Below are 18,574 nucleotides of genomic sequence, written 5' to 3'. Positions count from 1 at the left end.
AGTTGACAGCGCTCTCTTTTCTCGCGTACGATGTACCTATCAGATAGGTAGCAAGGTGAAAGGGCGAACAGCGGACAATGAAGAAAATACAAAAAATACTCGTGCATGAACAAGTATCGCAAGAGATCCAGAACTTCATAGAAGCGAAGGAACTTTCCGAAGGCGATAAGCTACCCTCTGTAGAAGAGATGACGCAAATGTTCGGTGTCGGTCGCTCCTCGCTGCGCGAAGCACTTCGTTATTTGGAAGCCATGGACATTATCCAGGTTCATAATGGGAAAGGGATTTTCGTCAAAGACGTCAACACGTTCCGCTTTACCGGGAAAGTGAAGATCGAACGAGAGAAGAATTTCCTGCTATCCATTCTGGAAGTGCGTAGAGCGCTGGAAGGGCAGTCTGTTGCGCTGGCTTCCAAACGGATAACCAGCAAGCAAATTGCCGAAGTAGAAGAATGTTTGGAAGAATACCGCATTTTGAAAGAGGGCAATAAGGACACTTCGCAGATCGATTTAGCTTTTCATCATCACATTATTAAAGCTGCGAATAATCCGGTGCTAGAGACCGTACTAGATTCGATTTCAGGCTTATACGAGAAATTTTTTAACGATCCGCTTGGGGACAAGCAGCTCTTTGATGAGACGTATCCGTTTCATATTACTATGTTTAAAGGCATTGCAGCGCATGATACGAGGACCGCGATGGAAGAGTTCGGCAAGCTGATGGACTGCATCGAGGAGAAAATAAAAAGCGCCAAGTAAGCGCAATTTTTTCCTTGACAAGGTTTAAGCGCTTTCACTATAATCAACCTATCAGACAGGATGACTGCATGACTGTATGATACATGATAATAAATAGGGGGATGACATCAATGACAAGTCGCAACAAGCTTCTTACTACACTGCTTTGTGGTGTTGTATCAGTGGGTCTTTTGGCAGGATGCGGTAACAATTCGAATGACAGCACGGCTAGTAACTCAAACGCAAATGCAAACGCAGGTGACGAGAAAGTAAAGCTACGCATGATCGAAAGTTTAACAAGTCCGAACAGAACGAAACTGATTCAAGCCTCGATCGACAAGTTTGAAGCTGCGAATCCGAACATTGAAGTCGAATTCATTTCCCCTCCATTCGACCAAGCGGACAATAAAATCAGAACGATGCTGGGTGCCAAAGAGGATATCGACATCCTTGAGGTTCGTGACCTGAACGTTGCTGAAATGGTAAATAACGGCTTTGTTGAGCCGCTTAATGCATACACCGATAAATGGACCGATTTCGGAACATTGACACCGATCTCCCAATCCGTTGGTTCGGTAGGCGATAAAATCTACTTTATTCCAAACGGCCTCTACGAGAGACAATTGTTCTATCGTGCCGATTGGTTCAAAGAACTTGGGTTGACACCGCCAAAATCATGGGACGAGCTCTATGAAACAGCGAAGAAGCTGACTGACCCGGCGAAGAACCGTTTCGGTTTCTCCTTCCGTGGCGGTTCAGGTTCGACAGGTACGACAGATGCCATGATCCTCTCCTTTAACGGCGAGAAAGTAAATACAGAAGACTCCATGTTTACGAAAGACGGCACGACGATCTACTCGACGCCGGAAGCGAAAGCAGCAATGGAGCTCTACCTCAAGCTTTACAAGGATGCATCGCCGCCGGATTCCGTTAACTGGGGCTTCCAAGAGCAAGTACAGGCGTTTACTTCCGGCGTAACAGGCATGCTGCTTCAAGATCCGGACGTTATTCAATCGCTCAACGAGAAAATGCAAGCAGGCACATGGGCAACAGCTCCATTGCAAACAGGTCCAACAGGCAAAGCATTGCTCGCGGCAGGTGGAGCAGGCTGGGGTATCGCGGCAAACTCCGAGCATAAAGATGCGGCTTGGAAGCTGATCGAATTCCTGTCGAGCCCGGCTGAAAACACGCAATTCTCGAAAGACTACGGCCTAATTCCGATTCATTCCAGCGCTGCTGAAGATGAGTTCTTCAAAACAGGTCCATACAAAACATTGCTCGACATGTCCACTCAGCCAGATACGTTCGTAAACTTCAAACCGGCATTCCAGTACGCAGGTAATGCACAATGGGGACAAGTTGCAATGGAATCTACGCAAGCGCTTCTGCTTGGTCAAGCGAATCTAGATGATACGATGAAGAAGTGGGATAAGTACTGGGTAGATGAAAAAGCAAAAGCGACAAAATAATGATTAAACAGGAGGGCGGCGACAAGCCGCCCTTACTAAATTCCAAGAGCAAGGCGGTGTCTTATGAAAAATCAACGCATCTTTATACTATCGGGGCTGCTTCCCGCTTTGTGTCTCGTGCTGGTGTTTACGTATTATCCGTTCTTAAAAGGAATCTTAATGGCGTTCCAGGATTACAAGCTGTTTGATTTACGTAATGTGCATTTTGTCGGTTTGGCTAACTTTAAAGCAGCTTTCCACGATCCTAAAATTATCATGGCCATGAAGAACAGCGCCTACTGGGTGTTCTGTTCCTTGATTTTGCAATTTACATTCGGACTCCTTCTTGCTTTGGCAATGAAGAAGCAATTCAGAGGCAGAGGGATTTATCAAGGTTTTGCATTCTACTCTTGGGCATTATCCGGTTTCCTTATCGGGTTGATCTGGAAATGGATGTTTAACTCCCAAATCGGGGTTATCAACGATCTGCTTCTCAAGTTAGGCATTATTCACGAACGTATTGGTTTTCTATCGGATCCGAAATGGGCGATGGTTTCCGTTATTGTCGCCAACGTATGGTACGGCGTAGCCTTCTTCGCAATCATGCTGCTAGCTGCTCTGCAATCCGTTCCCGGCGAGCTCTACGAAGCTGCAGACATGGACGGTGCTTCCGATACGCGGAAGTTTTTGAACGTAACCTTGCCTTACATTATGCCGACTATTATCGCGACAACGCTGCTGCGTGCGATTTGGATATTCAACGATCCGACGATCATTTACGGCTTGACCAATGGCGGCCCTGCCGGAACTACACATATTTTGTCCTCGCTTATGCTGGATAAAATCCTATACGGCGGAGATTACGGTGCCGCATCAGCAATCGGTATTATTATGATAATTATTCTGCTGCTTTACACAATCTTCTTCCTAGCAGTCACAAAGGCTGAGAAAGTAGGTGATTTCTAATGAAGCAACGCCTTCTGAGCCTGTTTCGAATCGGTTACTTATCACTGTACTTAATCGGAATGATCTTCCCGCTTTATTGGATCGTCATCACGTCGCTGAAACCGCAGAAGGATATTTTCTCCTATCCGATTAAATATTGGCCGACTACATTTACCCTTGATAACTTCATTAACATTTTTAAAATATCCAAGTTTCACATTTACATCGGCAACAGCTTTCTGATTGCGATCTCGGCCGCATTCGTTGTATTGGTGATTGCGGTATTGAGTGCGTATGTACTTGCTCGCTTTACCTTTAGAGGACATCGCCAAATCATGCTTGCGTTCTTCATCACACAGATGCTGCCCGGATTTATCGCGCTTGCACCGCTGTATCTCATGATGAGCCACATGCATTTGCTTAACCACCGCATAGCTCTGGTTCTGATGTATACAGTCGGACTAATCCCATTCTCGACCATTATGCTGCGCGGCTTCTTCCAGCGGATTCCCGGCAGTCTTGAGGAAGCGGCTATGATTGATGGCTGCTCACGTTGGACGGCATTGATCCGGATTATTATACCCGTCATGCTGCCAGGTATTGCATCTACTTTTATTTTCGCTTTCGTACAGAACTGGAACGAGTTGTTCCTAGCCGCATTATTTATGGATAACGATTCACTCAAGACAATTCCGGTCGCCATGAACTCATTTATTCTCAAATTTGACGTCGATTGGGGCTCAATGTCAGCAGGAGTAGTATTGTCAATCATTCCAACGATTTTGATTTTCGCCTTTGCACAGCGTTTCATCGTTGAAGGTTTGACACAAGGAGCAGAAAAAGGATGAGTAAAACCGGGCACGATGCAGTTACCGATAGGGAAAAACAATTCACAAAAGTCTCTTATGATGAGCTTGATTCGAGGCATCACGGTGCGATCCATATGCCGATTTATCAGAATAGCTTGTTTGCTTTCCAAACGTACGAAGAATTCGACACTGCTTTTCAAGCTCTGCTAGACAATCATATTTATTCGCGCGGCAACAATCCGACGGTAACGTATCTGGAGCAAAAGCTTGCGGAGCTCGAAGGCGCGGATAAAGCGAAATGCTTCGCATCCGGTATGGCTGCCATTTCATCGGCCATCTTGTCTTCGGTACAGCAAGGGGATCACGTTATTTGCGTGGATCAGGCTTACGGACCGACGAGAGAGTTTCTGGGAAGCTACATGGTGAAGTTCGGCGTGGAAACGACGTTTGTCGACGGGACCTCCATTGACAGCTTCAGGGCTGCGGTACGTCCGAATACAAAGCTGTTGTATCTGGAGAGCCCGACCTCAGGACTGTTCGAGCTGCAAAATCTGCTTGAATGCGCTGCTTATGCCAAGCTTATTGGCGCACGGACGATTATTGATAATACGTGGGCAACGCCTTGCTTCCAGAGTCCGCTTGATCTCGGCGTGGATCTGGTCGTACATTCCATCACGAAATACATTAGCGGTCATAGTGACTGTGTCGGCGGCGTCATACTCGGCTCGCATGAGCTGATTGATCAAGTCGGGTATGCCGAGTATATGCTGCTTGGCGGTCTCATGACGCCGCAGACTGCAGCGCTCGTTTCCAAGGGGCTGCGCACATTGCCGCTGCGCATGCAAAGACACGAAGAGAGCGGGTTGCTGCTGGCAGAGTTTATGAGCCGCAAAGCGTATGTAAGCCGCGTCAATCATCCGGGCCTGTCTTCGCATCCGCAATATGAGCTGGGCAAAAGCCAGATGAAGGGCTATAGCAGCTTATTCTCCTTCGTAACGGATGAACCGCTTGCGAAGATGAGAGCTTGGGCGACGAAGCTGCAATATTTCAAGATCGCGGTCAGCTGGGGCGGTTTCGAGAGCCTCGTGACGGTAAATTCACTCCCACCGGGGAGTGACGGACAATCCGCTACGGTAGTTAGGCTGTACGTGGGAATGGAAGATCCGAAGGATCTCATGGCGGATATTGATCTCGCTTGGAATTCGCTGTAAGTAGGTTCGTGAACGGATATAAAAAGGCTGAGCGTCGGTTTTTCGATGCTCAGCCTTTTTTTCGTGGGACTGCGTCGAAAACAGCTATTTTGTGAGGGCAGAGAGTAGTGAAATCGAACTCTCAGCATCGAAAGCAGCGAATCCGGTGGCCAGGTGATTGTTGAGAGTGCGAAAAAGCGACTTTCAGCTGTGAAATCGAGCTGAAATGATGCTGAGAGTCGTGAAATCGAACTCTCAGCATCGAAAGGGCGAATCCGGCGGTCAGGTGATTGCTGAGAGTACGAAAATGGGACTTTCAGCTGCGAAATCGAGCTGAAATGATGCTGAAAGTCGTGAAATCGAACTCTCAGCATCGAAAGTAGCAAACTCGGCGGTCAGGTGATTGCTGAGAGTGCGAAAAAGCGACTTTCAGCTGTGAAATCGAGCTGAAATAATGCTGAGAGTAGGGAAATTGAACTCTCAGCATCGAAAGCGGCGGCTTGGGGAGGCTGAGTATCCTAGGAGGAAGTAATGTGATCTATCAGTTGTGAGATCCTTTCGCCGAAGTGGTGCACAATCCGTAATCCGCAACCTGCAACCGGCGTCGGAAACCCTCAATCGGCAGCCGCACGCACCAACCCCCAACCCCCAACCCCCAACTACTAGCTGTGAACCGCTAACGATCCACAGAGGTCTTAATTGCACCAAATGGCTGGTTTTAAAAATCTAACGAACCGTACGGGCGCTATTTGGCCTCTAGATGCCACTTTTCGCCCTATTTCCACTAAATAAGGGCTCTACGGTTCGTTAGGTTTGAAAAGCGGCTGTGTACCCCTGGATAACGCCCTCACGGTTCGTTAGAGCGGAATGACGGCAGCGAGCTTTTCTCGGACATAGCCATCCCGTTTTCTGGTTCGTCGATGAGGGAACCAAATCACAAATAATAAGAAAGGGATTGTCCTGTCATCCAACGATGACTTCGAGGACAATCCCTATTTTAGTTCTGAATCCCCGCTGCCCGATTACTGCTTGCCGCTTAAGAAACGGTAATCGTATTGTTTGCCGGTACGACTGATGATTTTGTACCCGCAAGAAGTGCGGGCAATGGTGTAGTAAATCGGCACATTGCCGTCGGGATCGCCGGATAACATAGCGCGGACCCGGATTCTGGTGCTCGTAATGCTCAGAATGCGTACGGATTCGACGAAGTCCGGGATGGGGCCGGGATCGCCCAAAATGACATAAACCCTCCCATTGTGCACGATGGACTTCAAGCTGCGAAGCTGCATGCGGCTGAAAGCTATGCCCCAATATTTGCGGAAATACGCGTAAATTTTGGTCCTGGTGCTGTAGCGTAAGGGCAGCTGGATGTATTCTGTTCCGCCAACTTTAATCTCTTTTCTATTAAAGCTGGAGTCATACACATCAAACCAAGCCGCTTCTGCTTTGTTTAGGAAGACACGGAGTGCTTGTCGAAGCTGTAAGCTTTCTACCATTTGGCATCACCTCCTCTATGCCAACAGCATATGTAATTAGGTAGATTCAGTGACGTGAAAAGCGCGTAAAATCAGCGCGGCTCTTGCCTTAACGTACATCAGCCGTTCCTCTTGCACTCTATCGTCCATAAACTAACTGGTAAAAAGATGAATATGGAGGTGAACGAGATCATGAAGCCTAGCAGCGGAAGAGTCAGCGAGCAGATTCCGAAGCAGCCGCTCCTAAATGATAGAGTCTATGCCGGGTTATCGAAGGCATCCGGGGGCTACGCCAATCGCGCAGTGTGGAACGAGACCTCCGCCGCACCTCCAATCGCAGCAGCAACTCCCCCAAGGCAACCGCCGCCTTCCCGAAAAAGCAAACCAGTGGCTAATTCCGTCCCACGAGCAAGCAAGAAGGCAAGTGTGAAGAAGTCCGTACCGAATAAACGGGCGGCCAAGCAGCCTACGATCGTTCAGCATTCGCCCTCTGCGAAAGTTGCGTCGACACAGCCTAAGAAGACATTCTCCAAAACTGCCTACCACCAGAAACAGAGGCAATCTCCGTCAATTGAACCCGTTAAGCGGCAGGCATTCGCGATAGCTGAGCCACAGCCAATGCCGGTTTCGCAATCGCAGCCGAAATCACACCAACAATCGTATCCGCTCCCGCAGCCTCATCAACAGCCGGAGCCTATAGTAACGGTATCTGCAGCACCGGCTAACCCGGTCGTTTCGGTTATCATCCCGGTCATGAATGAGCGCCGTACCATTGGCAAAGTGATTCAAGAAGCGAAGAAGGTTCATCCCAGCGTAGAAGTGATCGTCGTCATCAACGGATCGACTGACGGTTCGGCGGCAATTGCACGGCGTAAGGGAGTTAGGGTTATTACGTTCGCGGAGCCGCTTGGGCATGATGTCGGTCGAAGCGTCGGTGCTGCTGCCGCCAGCGGACAGGTGCTGCTGTTTCTCGACGGCGATATGATCATCAAGGCATCCGGGCTGAAACCCTTCGTTCAATCGGTACTCCAAGGGGGAGTGGATGTGGCACTGAACGATTATTCCGGCCCGACGAACAAATCATCCGTCCACAGTGTCGTCCTCGCCAAACATGCGCTGAATACGATTCTGAGGCGTCCCGATTTGAAAGGCACCTCGATGACGGCCGTCCCCCATGCCATCAGCCGAACCGCTCTAGCGAGAATCGGCGCCGATGCACTGGCGATTCCTCCGCTCGCGCATGCCAAAGCCGTACAGCGTGGACTTAGCGTGCAAGCAGTAAAACGCATTAATGTGGGGAAGCTCAACTTGCCCCGCAAGCAGAGAGAACGGACGAATCCGCTTGAGCTGCTTATTGTAGGCGATCACTTGGAAGCCATTGATTGGCTGACGAAGCAGACGGATGATCGCGGCGGCTACACGGATATGGAGCGAAAACGTTATTTGGCGAGGTGAACGTATGCAATCCAGGAAGTCAGGCCGCTCAGGCAAAAGAGCATCGATGACCCGCACGCATCGCTCGCGTGCGTCGCGAGCAGGCCAAGAGCGCGCTGCTGCCGGCAGCTATACCGGCAAGCTAAGAAATGCCTTTCATGCCGGCCATGCCGATGCTGCGCTTCTGCGCAAGAACGGGCATATCACGCAGGCCGGCACCACGGAGGCGAAGCTGCGAATGAATGAGCGCTGGACGCAGCGCTGCGCAGGCAGAAACCACACCGATGCGCTGCGAGTCAAGCTGCTCGCGGAAGGCAGAGCGTATGCCGACGGCTTCGCCGCCGCCCTGGATTTGCCGCGTGGCTTATGGCAGCCACTCGCGATGAGCAAATCAGTTTCGGCTGTCGTCCTCTCCGTCCCGGGCATGAATCCGTCCGCGATCAAGCAGCTGCTGCGACTGCCGCTGCAAGAAGTGATCGTCGTGCTGGAAGGTGGCGGCGAAGGTGGGTTTGCTGAGCTTCGCGCGGTACCGGAGATCACGATCATGCAGATCGGAGAGGCGCTCGGCTCAGATGTCGGGCGGGCGATCGGCGCACGAATGACAAGGTCCGACATTGTCCTGTTTGCCGACGGACAATCGCTTATCCCGGCAGAGCAGCTAGCCCTAATGCTCTCGATTGCAGAGACCGGTGCGGATATTGTCATGGCGGATCAGACGCCGCTGCTTGGGATTTTCAAGAGCTGGGATGAAGCTGCGCGGGTTAGAGCATTCATGAACTGGTCGCTCGGTCGCGCTGAACTACTGGCAAACTCGGTAGAGCTGCTGCCCCATGCCTGGTCACGGCACGGAATGGAAACCGTTGGCGTATCGACGCTTGCGGTCCCGCCGGTGGCCCACATGGCGGCTATCCAGCACAAGCTCTTAATCCGAAGCTGCTCGCTCAGCAAAGTAAGCAAAAACAAGTCGGTCGCGATTAGAGGGCCGGTAGGCGTGGTTTCCAAGGAACTATCCGTTGGCGACCACATCGAAGCACTGCAGACTGCAATGAGATCGAAGGGTCCAAGATTGGCATTTCCAGATCAGGTTCGGCGGCGCGCCGCTGCGGGAGGAACAGCAACATGAAGGGCATGACGAGCATCATTATACCGAGCTATAACGGCCTATCACTTCTCCAGGGTGCCATTGAAGCCATTCGCCGGTATACCGACCCGAAGGAGTCGCCTTATGAAGTGATCGTCGTCGACAACGGCTCTGATGACGGCACATGCAAATGGTGTATCCGTGAAGGGATTCCCTGTCTGTCACTGGCCAGAAACACAGGGTTTCCCTTTGCCTGCAACCGCGGATTGCGCATGGCACGCGGTGAATATCTGATGCTGCTGAACAACGACGTGACCGTCTCGGCCGGTTGGCTGCCTGCTTTGGTTAGAGCCCTGACGGCACGCGCAGATATCGGCATAGTTGGTCCTGTAACCAATTACATCAGCGGAAGACAGCAGGTGGATTACCCGTTCCATTCGATGGAAGAGTTTCATGGCCAGGCGGCCATAGCGCTCGTAAAAGAAGCGAAGCGCAGTGAGCCGATCATGCGGCTGGTTGGCTTCTGCATGCTGTTCAAGCGTTCAGTCTATGAACGGATCGGTGAGCTGGATGAGAGGTTCACGCCGGGTCACTACGAGGACGATGATTACTGCTTCCGGGCACGCATGCACGGGTACAGTCTGCTCATGTGCAGGGATGTGTTCGTTCATCATCGCGGCAGCGCCAGCTTCAAACGCAGCAATCCGCAGGAAGTGCAGCAGCTCGTCGAGCGCAATCGGCAGCATTTTATCTCCAAGTGGAAGGTAGACCCTGCTAAGTTCATGTATTGAGCGCAAAGGAGGTTATTTATTTGAAAGCTGTTATCTTGGCCGGTGGTACGGGAACGCGCCTTATGCCGCTGACGAAGCTCTTGAACAAACATTTGCTGCCGGTCGGGAGGCTCCCGATGATTTGCTATAGCATTAATAGCCTGCAAGAAGCCGGCATTACGGACATTTTGCTCATTACAAGCCGAGTCTCCGCGGGGATGTTTACTTCGTTTCTCGGAAGCGGTGCAGAGTACGGGGTATCACTTACTTACCGCATCCAGGAAGAAGCAGGAGGGATTGCGCAAGCGCTTGAGCTGGCGCGGACTTTCGTCGGCGAGGATGCCAAATTTATCGTACTGCTGGGTGACAATTTGTTCGAGGATTCACTGGCCCCTCATCTGGAAGCATTCATGGAGCAGGCTGAAGGTGCGATGGTGCTGCTCAAGCAAGTGCCTGATCCGGAGCGCTACGGGGTACCGGTCTTCGATGAAAGTGGACGGATTATTCATATCGATGAGAAGCCGCAGAAGCCTTCAACCGATAGCTGCGTAACCGGAATCTATATGTTTGACGGCGAAGTCTTTCATTTCATTGCGGCACAGACGCCATCACACCGCGGCGAACTGGAAATAACCGATGTGAACAACGTTTATGCGAGCATGGGAAAGCTGGCGCACCGGTATATCACCGGTTGGTGGACAGATGCCGGTACGTTTCAATCGCTGCTTGAGGCTTCGATAAAGTTTAGCGGGGATGATGGACCATGAAGGTGACGACGCATAGGGTGGCGGGTATTCATAAGAATGTGATGCTCACGAGCACTAGCCGTCAGGGGCAAGGTCAGATTGCCGCCAAACGGAATGCGCCTCCGCCGGCGTCTCAGCCGCAGCAGACCCGCACGCCTGCAGCGGCTAAGACGTCGGGAGGCCCTTCGCCGCAGAAGAGCGTGATGAAGCGGGCGGTCCCGGCGATAACCGGAGGAGGAGGCGGAGGCGGAGCTGCAAAAGCCGGGCAGTCGAGGAAATCAAGCTCGAGCGGATCCAAGAAAAGGACAAGAGGGCGGAAGTCGTCCCCAGTCAAGAAACGGGGACGCCGCCGGGGACAGCGTGTTGCTGCCTTGATGCAGCCGGGTATGGAACATGGGCAATTCCACGACAATGCTTTTACAGCCGGGTATGAGCTTGGCAAGTACGAAGGCGGAGAACTGCTGCTCGAACAAGCGCTGCCGATGAATTTGCTGCTCCCGGAGGTGCGGCTTCAAGACGTCATTGCCATCGGTGCCGAGCAGTTGCGGCCAAGGTGTCTGCCGCTAATGGATGTTCATGAGGTGTTTACCGAGATGGAGCAGGCCATTCATGAGCGCAGACCGTGTGCAGTCGTCAGGCTGGGAGACGGAGAGCTGCTGACGCTCGCTCAGGAAGTCGTCTACGACACGGGTACGATCCAGCGAGAGGGTACCTTTCTCCCGTATGCCGGCGTAAATCCACCCGATCTGCTGGCGAGGGACCAGCTCGTGCACGCTATACGCCATGCGCATATTGTCGGTGTGCCGCTGGCGCGCAGGAAGCATTTTCACCCGCTGCTCCATCCTGTGTTTCGCGCGCATCAGCTTGAACCCGCGACGCTCCGGATGACCAACTCGACGGTCAACTACGGGCTATCTCAAGCCGGATTGCTCGGCAGCCTGCTCGCCGGCAAGCAGCTGCTTGTCATCGGCAATGCGGCTCCGGCGCTGGCACATATGCTTACGGAACGAGGATTCATCGTGTCGGGGCTTATCAGCCCGGTACGGGGAGTGCGTGACGTGGAACGGGTCATCTATGAGATGCGGCATATTGAATTTGATTTGGCGCTCGTTTCCGCGGGAATTGCGGCTGTTATGATTTGCACGCGGATCGCGCACGAGCGGGGCAAGACGGCGCTTGATTTTGGCCATATGGCAGATGCCATTGTGAAGGGTCAGATCGCGCTTACGCATTAAGGATAGGAGAGGGCAGAGCGGATGAGAAGGCAAGCGCATGCGCATCGCAAGCGGAAGAAATCGGCGGCTACGAGTACCCCTGCGGCCCGCAAGACGAAGAAATCCGGCCGGTTTCCAATCGGAATGGCAGCCGGCTACCAAGAAGGCGTCCGCACGGGGTATTTTGGCTTCGGTACTTATTTTGAAGGCACAAGCATCATAATTCCAAGCTACAACAAGGTGGATTTCCTGAAGAAATGCATTATCAGCATTGAGCAGCATACGAGCAGTCCCTATGAAATCATCATCGTGGACAATGCGTCTACCGACGGTACGGCTGCTTATCTGCGCGGACTCGGCAACCGAGTGCGGTATCGGGTGCTGGAGACCAATCGCGGCTTCGCCGGAGCAACCAATATCGGGATGATGATGGCCAAAGGCACTTATTTGATGCTGCTGAACAACGATACGATCGTGACAGAGCGTTGGCTCGACAATATGATGGCCTGCTTAAACAGTGATCCCACCATCGGCATGGTTGGCCCCGTGACGAACTATATCAGCGGCGATCAGCGCATTGAAGTACCGTACAAGAGCGTGAAGGGCATAGCTCCGTTCGCAAGGCTTTATAATATTTCAAACCCGGCCAAATGGCAGCGAACCGACCGATTAACGGGCTTCTGCCTGCTGTTTCGACGCGAGCTGTGGGATCGAACGGGCTATCTGGACGAAGGCTACCGGATTGGCAATTATGAGGATGACGATTACAATATCCGTGTCCGCTTGCAGGGGTATGGGCTGGCTATCGCGCGCGATTCCTTCATTCATCATTTCGGCAGCGTAAGCATGAAGGCGCTTGGAGAGAAGCTTGTTGAGGTTAACGATCATAATTTGCAGGTGTACGTTGAGAAATGGGGCAACCCCCATGATCTTGTCCGGCAAGTTCTGGCGATGGGGACAGCGGTGGATCGGGTGCAGGGGGAGTCGCTCTTCTTCCCGCAGCATGTCGTCGTCCGCGGCGTATCCGGAGCGCTCTACTGGGTGGAAGGCGGAATGCGGCGCCCGATTGTGGGCCAAGTTGCCCTGCCTATTGTTCGGCTCTCGCAAGTGGATTTGCGCCGCTGGCCGATGGGGGAGAGCATAGCAGCCGAAGCTGTGGAAGCAGGCTGGCAAGGGAGAAGCATCGACGGCTCACTAACGATGCAAGGCGTGACTGCCGCCGGAGCGGATGGCAGCTTCTATGTGATCGAGAACGGCGTTCGGCGCAGAGTGGCCAGCGCGAAAGCAGCAGAGGCATGGTGCCTGCAGTGGAAGCCTGTCGGATTGGTGACGGAGGAGCAGCTCGGCATGCTGCCGGAAGGGCTGCCGATTATCGCTCCGGTCCAGGTTGCCGATCAGTTATAGCTTCTCTGCGGTCTTGGCTGTGCCAAGCGGAGAGGGCGGCGCATATGTTAACAAAGAGACCGATTCCTGATATTGCGATAGGTAAAGGAGGGACTGCGCCTTGCAGCATATCGTAACGGAAATGATTGAGCATATGTCACATTCCCATGAGCAGCTGGCGCGCGTCTTGGAGGCGAAGCGTCATGTCGCTGTCCGGATGGCACAGATTGTGCATGCGTTGCCGGATACGCACCCAAGCTTCGGCGGGGTCGGCGAGCTGATGGATAATTCGCAAGTGATGACGAAGAGTGTAGTCGCTTATTTAAACAGTATTGCAGAGCTGCAGGAGTCGCTTGCCCTAACGATTTCGGTCGTGATGAAAGAGATGGACATCGAGGACGAAGAATAAGCGGAGGAAAGGAAGCGTGCTGGTGATGAGTCGAGAAACCGCATATATCAGAATGCTGGATGCCTCCGCTAAGCTGCAGTGGAATGTGGCAATGATTCTGGAGGCAAAGGCTGTCGAAGCGGAGAAGGTTCGCGCTTGGCTGTGCAATCATATTACACCGGACGCATTTACGGAGCAGCAAGACCAATGGAAGTCCTCGATGATGGTCCACGACCAGCTTGTCGAAGTGATTGACGGACTTGCGAAGCTCAATCATGGGATGACCAACGTGCTGAAGGCAGCACTGCGCCAGGTGGATGATATGGGGATGGGAGCGGGACCGATGAACGGCATGGAAAATATGCTGGGCGGACCGTTCGATATGGGAGATCGGCGGCAATGAGTTGGAGCTTGAAGGAGCGGGAGGTACGAATTGAGCTGCTAGCGTCGCTCTCCCGCAGCCAGCAGGCCGTCGCTCGCATTCTGAACAGCGTCGCAGATGAGGCCGAGCGTGCATCCGGTCTGGCAGAAGCCATACAGCGCAACATGAAGCGCCTCGAGGCGATGCAGCTGACGCTTACGACAATGGTAAGCGCCATGGAGAGCAGTGAAAGCCAAAGACGATGCAGAGACAGCCGCTCTGCCGAACCGTGGCTGAATGCAGTCGTCCAGGTTGGTTCGCGTCCAATACGGGAAGGTAAAGGAGGAACCGGAAAGTGATTGCAGCGGGAATAAGCGGGAAGAAAAGCAGTAGGTTACCACTTTCACCACGAGTCACACCGAACAAGACTTCAAGTAAGCCAGAAGGAGCAGGCAGTCAGAAGAAACAGGCGACCTCTACGACGAAGCGCAGGCGTACGAAATCAGGCACCGGCAAATCTTCCATGCGAAAGCAGAAGCGTGGACGGAAGCGGGGGTTAAACAGTCACAGCTATAACCGGGCTTTCGACAATGCCTATAATCAAGGCTATAATCTCGGCTTTGCCAAAGGCTTCGAGGATGGCCATCAGCTTGCCTATGAGCAGCAGACCTAATGACGATCAAGCAGCTTGGAGGGAGTTCGGGCCATCATAGGAACGGGCTTGTACTCCCCTACGAATTGCTTGGCACAAGGGCCGGAAGCAGCAGCAGCTTCACTTCGTGTGCGGGAATGGGGTAGCCGATCAGATAGCCTTGCGCGCCGTCGCAGCCTTGCTCCTTCAAGAGAGCAAGCTGTGTCTCGTGCTCGACGCCTTCAGCAAGCACCTGAAGCTTAAGGCTGTGAGCCATGCCGATGATCGCAGTGACGATGGCCAAATCATCTCGATTGTGATCAATATTGCGAATAAAGCATTTGTCCATCTTGAGCGTGTCCACCGGAAATAGGCGCAGGTAGCTGAGTGATGAATAGCCGGTTCCAAAGTCATCAATAGAGATATGAACGCCGAGTGCCTTCATTTCGTGCAGTTTGCGAATAAGCGGGGCTTCGAAATTGGAAGAAGCAACGCTTTCTGTAATTTCAAGTTCAATGAGCTGCGGTTCGACCCCCGTGGAGAGCAGGATCGTCTTCAGCATCTCAATGAGGTTGTCCTGCTTGAATTGACGAACCGATAGGTTCACGGACACCGGCAGCGGGGACAAGCCCGTTTTCTTCCAAGCATTGATTTGATCACAGACCTGCCTTATCACCCATTCGCCAATCGGAACAATAAGCCCCGTTTCTTCAGCAAGCGGAATAAATTCAGCCGGCGAAACGATGCCGAACTTCGGATGCGTCCAACGCAGGAGAGCCTCGAAGCCGCTCAGACGGTTGCTCTGCAAATCTTTCTTGCCTTGATAGACCAAATGCAGCTCGTCTTGCTGCAGTGCTTTGCGCAAGTCCTGCTCCAGCATCATTTTCCGCAAATTGACCTCGTTCATCTCATTGCTATAGAAAGCGTAGTTATTTCTCCCCTGCCGCTTAGCCGCATACATAGCCGCATCCGCGTGAATCAGAAGCGTATCGGCATCCTGCCCGTCTTTCGGATACATCGCAATCCCGATACTCGTCGTAACAATAATATCTTGCCCTTTGAGAATAAAAGGTTCGGAGAGCCGCTCCAGCAGTGGCTCAACCAGCGTTCCCACTGCCCCAGCGTCGCTATTCGGCAGCAGGATGACGAACTCGTCGCCGGCCAATCTGGCCGCGAACACGGATTCTTGTAGCGTAGTCCGAAGCCGATTGGCGAAGCTCTTGAGCAGTCGATCTCCCAGGGGATGGCCGAATGTATCGTTAATGGATTTGAACCGGTCCATGTCCAGGAACAAGATCGCGAAGCTGCTTGGCTGGTTAGCGGCATTCCGAAGCTCTGCTTCCATCTTCATAATGAATTGATAGCGATTCGGCAAGTCGGTTAATGGATCGTGGTACGCCATATAGTTAATGGTTTCGCGTGCGATCTTCGTTTCCGATATATTACGGAAGTTCGAGAGGATGGCTGGGCGATTATTGAATAAAGTTGAGATGGAATTTGTTTCCACCTCGATCACGTCACCATTCAGCTTGTAAATACGGAGCTCGGTGTAATCCAAGGTGGTTTTGCCTGCGATGAGGTCAGCCGCTTTCGCGCGGATCAGCTCGTGATACTCCGGCAAAGCAAGGTCAAATACATCAACGCCGATTAATTCATCCAAGTGCTTCGCGCCGAGCATCGTCATTCCCGATCTATTCATATGTACAATCTTATTGTCGATTTGCACGATATTGGCTTCGGGAGACAGCTCGAATATTTGCCGGTACCGGTTCTCGTTATCCAGTGCTTTCTTCTCGCTGCGCTGCGCATTCGAAATGATTTTGCCTCCAATGATACATACGCTGACACAGGTGATACAACACATGGTAAACAACGTGAACTGTACAATTCGGTAGAGCAGATCCGTTTCGAGCAGATAAGGATTGAACAATTGATGGATGATGAGTACAAGGGTGCCGTATCCACTTGCCAGCAGCGTCACGTAGCGGTCCAGATAGATGAGGGAGAGTAGCGCGAAGAGGAAGACTACGTTTCCGGAATTCGGCGTCGGTATAAACCACATGACAATGAAGCAGAGCAGGAAGGAATAGGCTGAAATAATCAATTTCCCTTTAAGCGTTTTATAGGTTTGTCGGTAAACGAAATAGAGCACAAGGCCAAGCGGGATCACGGACGAGACGAATCGAATAAAGACCTGAAAGGTAATCAGCTCAAGCGAGAGAACGGTTACATAAATAGGGAGCGAGGTAAGGATCAGAAACATCAAGGTAAAGGTCAGAAGCTTCGAACTGAACTTCTCGTATGGGGTTGCCAAGCTGATCACATCCTTTCTACGTCGATATGGGTATGCAAAAAAGCCTCAGGCCCTCGGAGTGTAAGATGGCGGCAATAGACCGATACGCATCTTCACGCTTGGAGGAACCAAGGCCAGCAGATTAACTTCGGCAGTCTGGCAGTCGTATCTAATCTCTAATTAGGAGAAAAGACTTAGATCCAATGACTTTGCGTCCCCTGCTTTCGAAGGGTTTGCCTATGAGAATAGATTCAATTTGGCGAAAAATGTAGGAATATAGTTCTATTTCTATTTTCCATAATATCTCAGTGTCGTGAATGGGTCTCTGGAACCTATTTAAAAGGATAGAGTTGGTATTTATAGACGTGAATGACGACTGTCACTGCTAGGAATAAGGACTAAAGATATATATTGATAGGACTATATGCATAGTTCCGATTAAATATACACTCTCGATTGACACAGATGATACACATATCATATAGTCAAGCTAATCTAGTAGAGATGAAGGTGAATAGGCTGTCTACGTACCCGTATCACCGTATTAAGGAAGATATTCGAAAGCGCATACATGTAGGGGAGTGGCAAGGCGCTTCGCGCCTGCCATCGAGCCGCACTTTGGCGGAGTCCTATCAATCCAGCGTAAATACGATAGAAAAGGCTATTAAGGAACTGTGCGGGGAAGGTCTGCTCACGCGGGACAACCGCCGGGGTACTTATCTCGCAGATGGCGGGCTGAGTTCCGTATCCCAGAGGAATAGCCGCGGTGGGAACATAAGCGGAGGCGGGAGCGGACTAATCGCCGCTTCGGTTATCGGCATCGATAATCCGCTCTGGGGAGCCGCCCTGCGTGGGATCGAAGATGTGCTGCAGCCGAAGGGCTTTCAACTGATGAGCAGCAGCGATAACCGAAGCCTCGATAAGCTGGAGGCTTTCGTGACGAGCGCGATTGCAAGACAAGTGGATGGAATCATTCTTAGTCCGATCCACGATGGTCAGGATGGGCCTCGCAGTCGGCAGCTCTATGAGAGGTTGGCAGCAAGCGGCATCCCGGTCTTATTCCTGGATAGGCGCGTTTGGGATATCGATATTCCCTTTGTGACAAGTGACAATGCTTCGGGAGCCTATTCGCTCACGAAATTGCTGCTTGCCAAGGGACATCGGCGGATTGCTTTCGTACGCAATTCGGATCTCAGCACGTTCTATGAACGGCTGCTTGGCATGAGACAAGCCTTTATTGAGGCGGGTATTCCGTTCGGGTCTGACTACGACTTGTGCATCCCGACCCGGTTTGAGAATTTCGAGAGTGAGTTCGAATTCTTTGTTTCTCGGCTTGAGGAAGTGCTGGGTACGATGCGATATACGGCTGTTTTTGCAGCGAATGATCAGATTGCCGAGGCTGTACTTGTCGCACTTAAGCGTCTCAGCAAACGTGTCCCGGAAGACATTTCTCTTGTTTCTTATGATGCGCAAGGGTTGAATGGGAGGCTTCGATTGGATATTACGGGTGCAAACCAGCCTTTCTATGATATGGGACGAAGTGCTGCCCTTCAATTATTGCATGCGTCAGAAGGCAAGCAGCCGATCGCGGTTGCCGGACATATTTGCAAAGCGGACATTCATTACGGCAGCTCGGTTTGGGAAGCAAAGATTGAATAACAAGGGTGGT

The 18,574-nt window shown here is 51.8% G+C and carries 18 protein-coding genes and 1 riboswitch; of the genes, 16 read left to right on the top strand and 2 right to left on the bottom strand.

What is annotated here, in order from left to right; all coding sequences use genetic code 11:
- The first annotated feature begins 77 nt into the window (after nucleotides 1–77).
- From AC6ESO_RS14415 to AC6ESO_RS14395, 5 genes are all read left to right on the top strand, one after another.
- The gene (locus AC6ESO_RS14415) at nucleotides 78–758 is read left to right on the top strand and encodes a FadR/GntR family transcriptional regulator (RefSeq protein WP_497091945.1); all 681 of its coding nucleotides are present in this window, start codon (nucleotides 78–80) and stop codon (nucleotides 756–758) included.
- A gap of 110 nt (nucleotides 759–868) precedes the next feature.
- Nucleotides 869–2,206, top strand: coding sequence for an extracellular solute-binding protein (locus AC6ESO_RS14410; protein ID WP_494820701.1), 1,338 nt, complete (start codon nucleotides 869–871; stop codon nucleotides 2,204–2,206).
- 63 nt (nucleotides 2,207–2,269) lie between these two features.
- Nucleotides 2,270–3,151 carry an ABC transporter permease subunit gene (locus tag AC6ESO_RS14405; protein ID WP_494820700.1) on the top strand — a complete coding sequence of 294 codons (882 nt, stop codon included), beginning with the start codon at nucleotides 2,270–2,272 and terminating at the stop codon, nucleotides 3,149–3,151.
- Entirely contained in the window at nucleotides 3,151–3,978 is an 828-nt protein-coding gene (locus tag AC6ESO_RS14400; RefSeq protein WP_494820699.1) for an ABC transporter permease subunit, read from the top strand. The genes AC6ESO_RS14405 and AC6ESO_RS14400 overlap by 1 nt, the downstream gene beginning before the upstream one ends.
- Entirely contained in the window at nucleotides 3,975–5,150 is a 1,176-nt protein-coding gene (locus AC6ESO_RS14395) for a trans-sulfuration enzyme family protein (protein WP_497091944.1), read from the top strand. The genes AC6ESO_RS14400 and AC6ESO_RS14395 overlap by 4 nt, the downstream gene beginning before the upstream one ends.
- A gap of 1,001 nt (nucleotides 5,151–6,151) precedes the next feature.
- Here AC6ESO_RS14395 and AC6ESO_RS14390 read toward each other — a convergent pair.
- On the bottom strand, nucleotides 6,152–6,625 hold the full coding sequence (locus AC6ESO_RS14390; RefSeq protein ID WP_497091943.1) for a DL-endopeptidase inhibitor IseA family protein: 474 nt from the start codon (nucleotides 6,623–6,625) through the stop codon (nucleotides 6,152–6,154).
- A gap of 171 nt (nucleotides 6,626–6,796) precedes the next feature.
- Between AC6ESO_RS14390 and AC6ESO_RS14385 the strand changes: the two genes are divergently transcribed.
- The 10 genes from AC6ESO_RS14385 to AC6ESO_RS14340 all read left to right on the top strand — a co-directional run bounded on the left by AC6ESO_RS14385 (nucleotide 6,797) and on the right by AC6ESO_RS14340 (nucleotide 14,654).
- Nucleotides 6,797–8,059 (top strand): glycosyltransferase family 2 protein, encoded by a 1,263-nt coding sequence (locus AC6ESO_RS14385; RefSeq protein WP_497091942.1) that lies wholly within the window; start codon nucleotides 6,797–6,799, stop codon nucleotides 8,057–8,059.
- A 4-nt stretch (nucleotides 8,060–8,063) separates the two neighbouring features.
- Nucleotides 8,064–9,161 carry a hypothetical protein gene (locus AC6ESO_RS14380; RefSeq protein ID WP_497091941.1) on the top strand — a complete coding sequence of 366 codons (1,098 nt, stop codon included), beginning with the start codon at nucleotides 8,064–8,066 and terminating at the stop codon, nucleotides 9,159–9,161.
- Nucleotides 9,158–9,910, top strand: a complete 753-nt coding sequence (locus AC6ESO_RS14375) for a glycosyltransferase family 2 protein (protein WP_497091940.1) — start codon at nucleotides 9,158–9,160, stop codon at nucleotides 9,908–9,910. Before AC6ESO_RS14380 ends, AC6ESO_RS14375 begins: the two co-directional genes overlap by 4 nt.
- Before the next feature lie 20 nt (nucleotides 9,911–9,930).
- Nucleotides 9,931–10,656 carry a sugar phosphate nucleotidyltransferase gene (locus AC6ESO_RS14370; RefSeq protein ID WP_497091939.1) on the top strand — a complete coding sequence of 242 codons (726 nt, stop codon included), beginning with the start codon at nucleotides 9,931–9,933 and terminating at the stop codon, nucleotides 10,654–10,656.
- Entirely contained in the window at nucleotides 10,653–11,870 is a 1,218-nt protein-coding gene (locus tag AC6ESO_RS14365) for a GT-D fold domain-containing protein (RefSeq protein ID WP_497091938.1), read from the top strand. The genes AC6ESO_RS14370 and AC6ESO_RS14365 overlap by 4 nt, the downstream gene beginning before the upstream one ends.
- A 21-nt stretch (nucleotides 11,871–11,891) precedes the next feature.
- Entirely contained in the window at nucleotides 11,892–13,253 is a 1,362-nt protein-coding gene (locus AC6ESO_RS14360; protein ID WP_497091937.1) for a glycosyltransferase family 2 protein, read from the top strand.
- 100 nt (nucleotides 13,254–13,353) lie between these two features.
- Nucleotides 13,354–13,641, top strand: a complete 288-nt coding sequence (locus tag AC6ESO_RS14355; protein WP_494820690.1) for a nucleoside-diphosphate sugar epimerase — start codon at nucleotides 13,354–13,356, stop codon at nucleotides 13,639–13,641.
- A gap of 25 nt (nucleotides 13,642–13,666) precedes the next feature.
- Nucleotides 13,667–14,023 (top strand): alpha-helical endospore appendage domain-containing protein, encoded by a 357-nt coding sequence (locus AC6ESO_RS14350; protein WP_497092145.1) that lies wholly within the window; start codon nucleotides 13,667–13,669, stop codon nucleotides 14,021–14,023.
- On the top strand, nucleotides 14,020–14,340 hold the full coding sequence (locus AC6ESO_RS14345) for a hypothetical protein (protein WP_497091936.1): 321 nt from the start codon (nucleotides 14,020–14,022) through the stop codon (nucleotides 14,338–14,340). The genes AC6ESO_RS14350 and AC6ESO_RS14345 overlap by 4 nt, the downstream gene beginning before the upstream one ends.
- Nucleotides 14,337–14,654, top strand: a complete 318-nt coding sequence (locus tag AC6ESO_RS14340; protein ID WP_497091935.1) for a hypothetical protein — start codon at nucleotides 14,337–14,339, stop codon at nucleotides 14,652–14,654. Before AC6ESO_RS14345 ends, AC6ESO_RS14340 begins: the two co-directional genes overlap by 4 nt.
- Before the next feature lie 58 nt (nucleotides 14,655–14,712).
- Here AC6ESO_RS14340 and AC6ESO_RS14335 read toward each other — a convergent pair whose 3' ends face one another.
- Nucleotides 14,713–16,926, bottom strand: a complete 2,214-nt coding sequence (locus AC6ESO_RS14335; RefSeq protein WP_497091934.1) for a putative bifunctional diguanylate cyclase/phosphodiesterase — start codon at nucleotides 16,924–16,926, stop codon at nucleotides 14,713–14,715.
- A 126-nt stretch (nucleotides 16,927–17,052) separates the two neighbouring features.
- A riboswitch (cyclic di-GMP riboswitch) is annotated at nucleotides 17,053–17,153 on the bottom strand.
- 262 nt (nucleotides 17,154–17,415) lie between these two features.
- Between AC6ESO_RS14335 and AC6ESO_RS14330 the strand changes: the two genes are divergently transcribed.
- Nucleotides 17,416–18,564, top strand: coding sequence for a GntR family transcriptional regulator (locus tag AC6ESO_RS14330; RefSeq protein WP_497091933.1), 1,149 nt, complete (start codon nucleotides 17,416–17,418; stop codon nucleotides 18,562–18,564).
- Nucleotides 18,565–18,574: the final 10 nt, after the last annotated feature.

This window comes from Paenibacillus rhizoryzae (assembly GCF_059686995.1).
The sequence above is the reverse complement of the archived record's forward strand: the minus strand, read 5'-3'. Positions and strand labels throughout refer to the sequence as shown.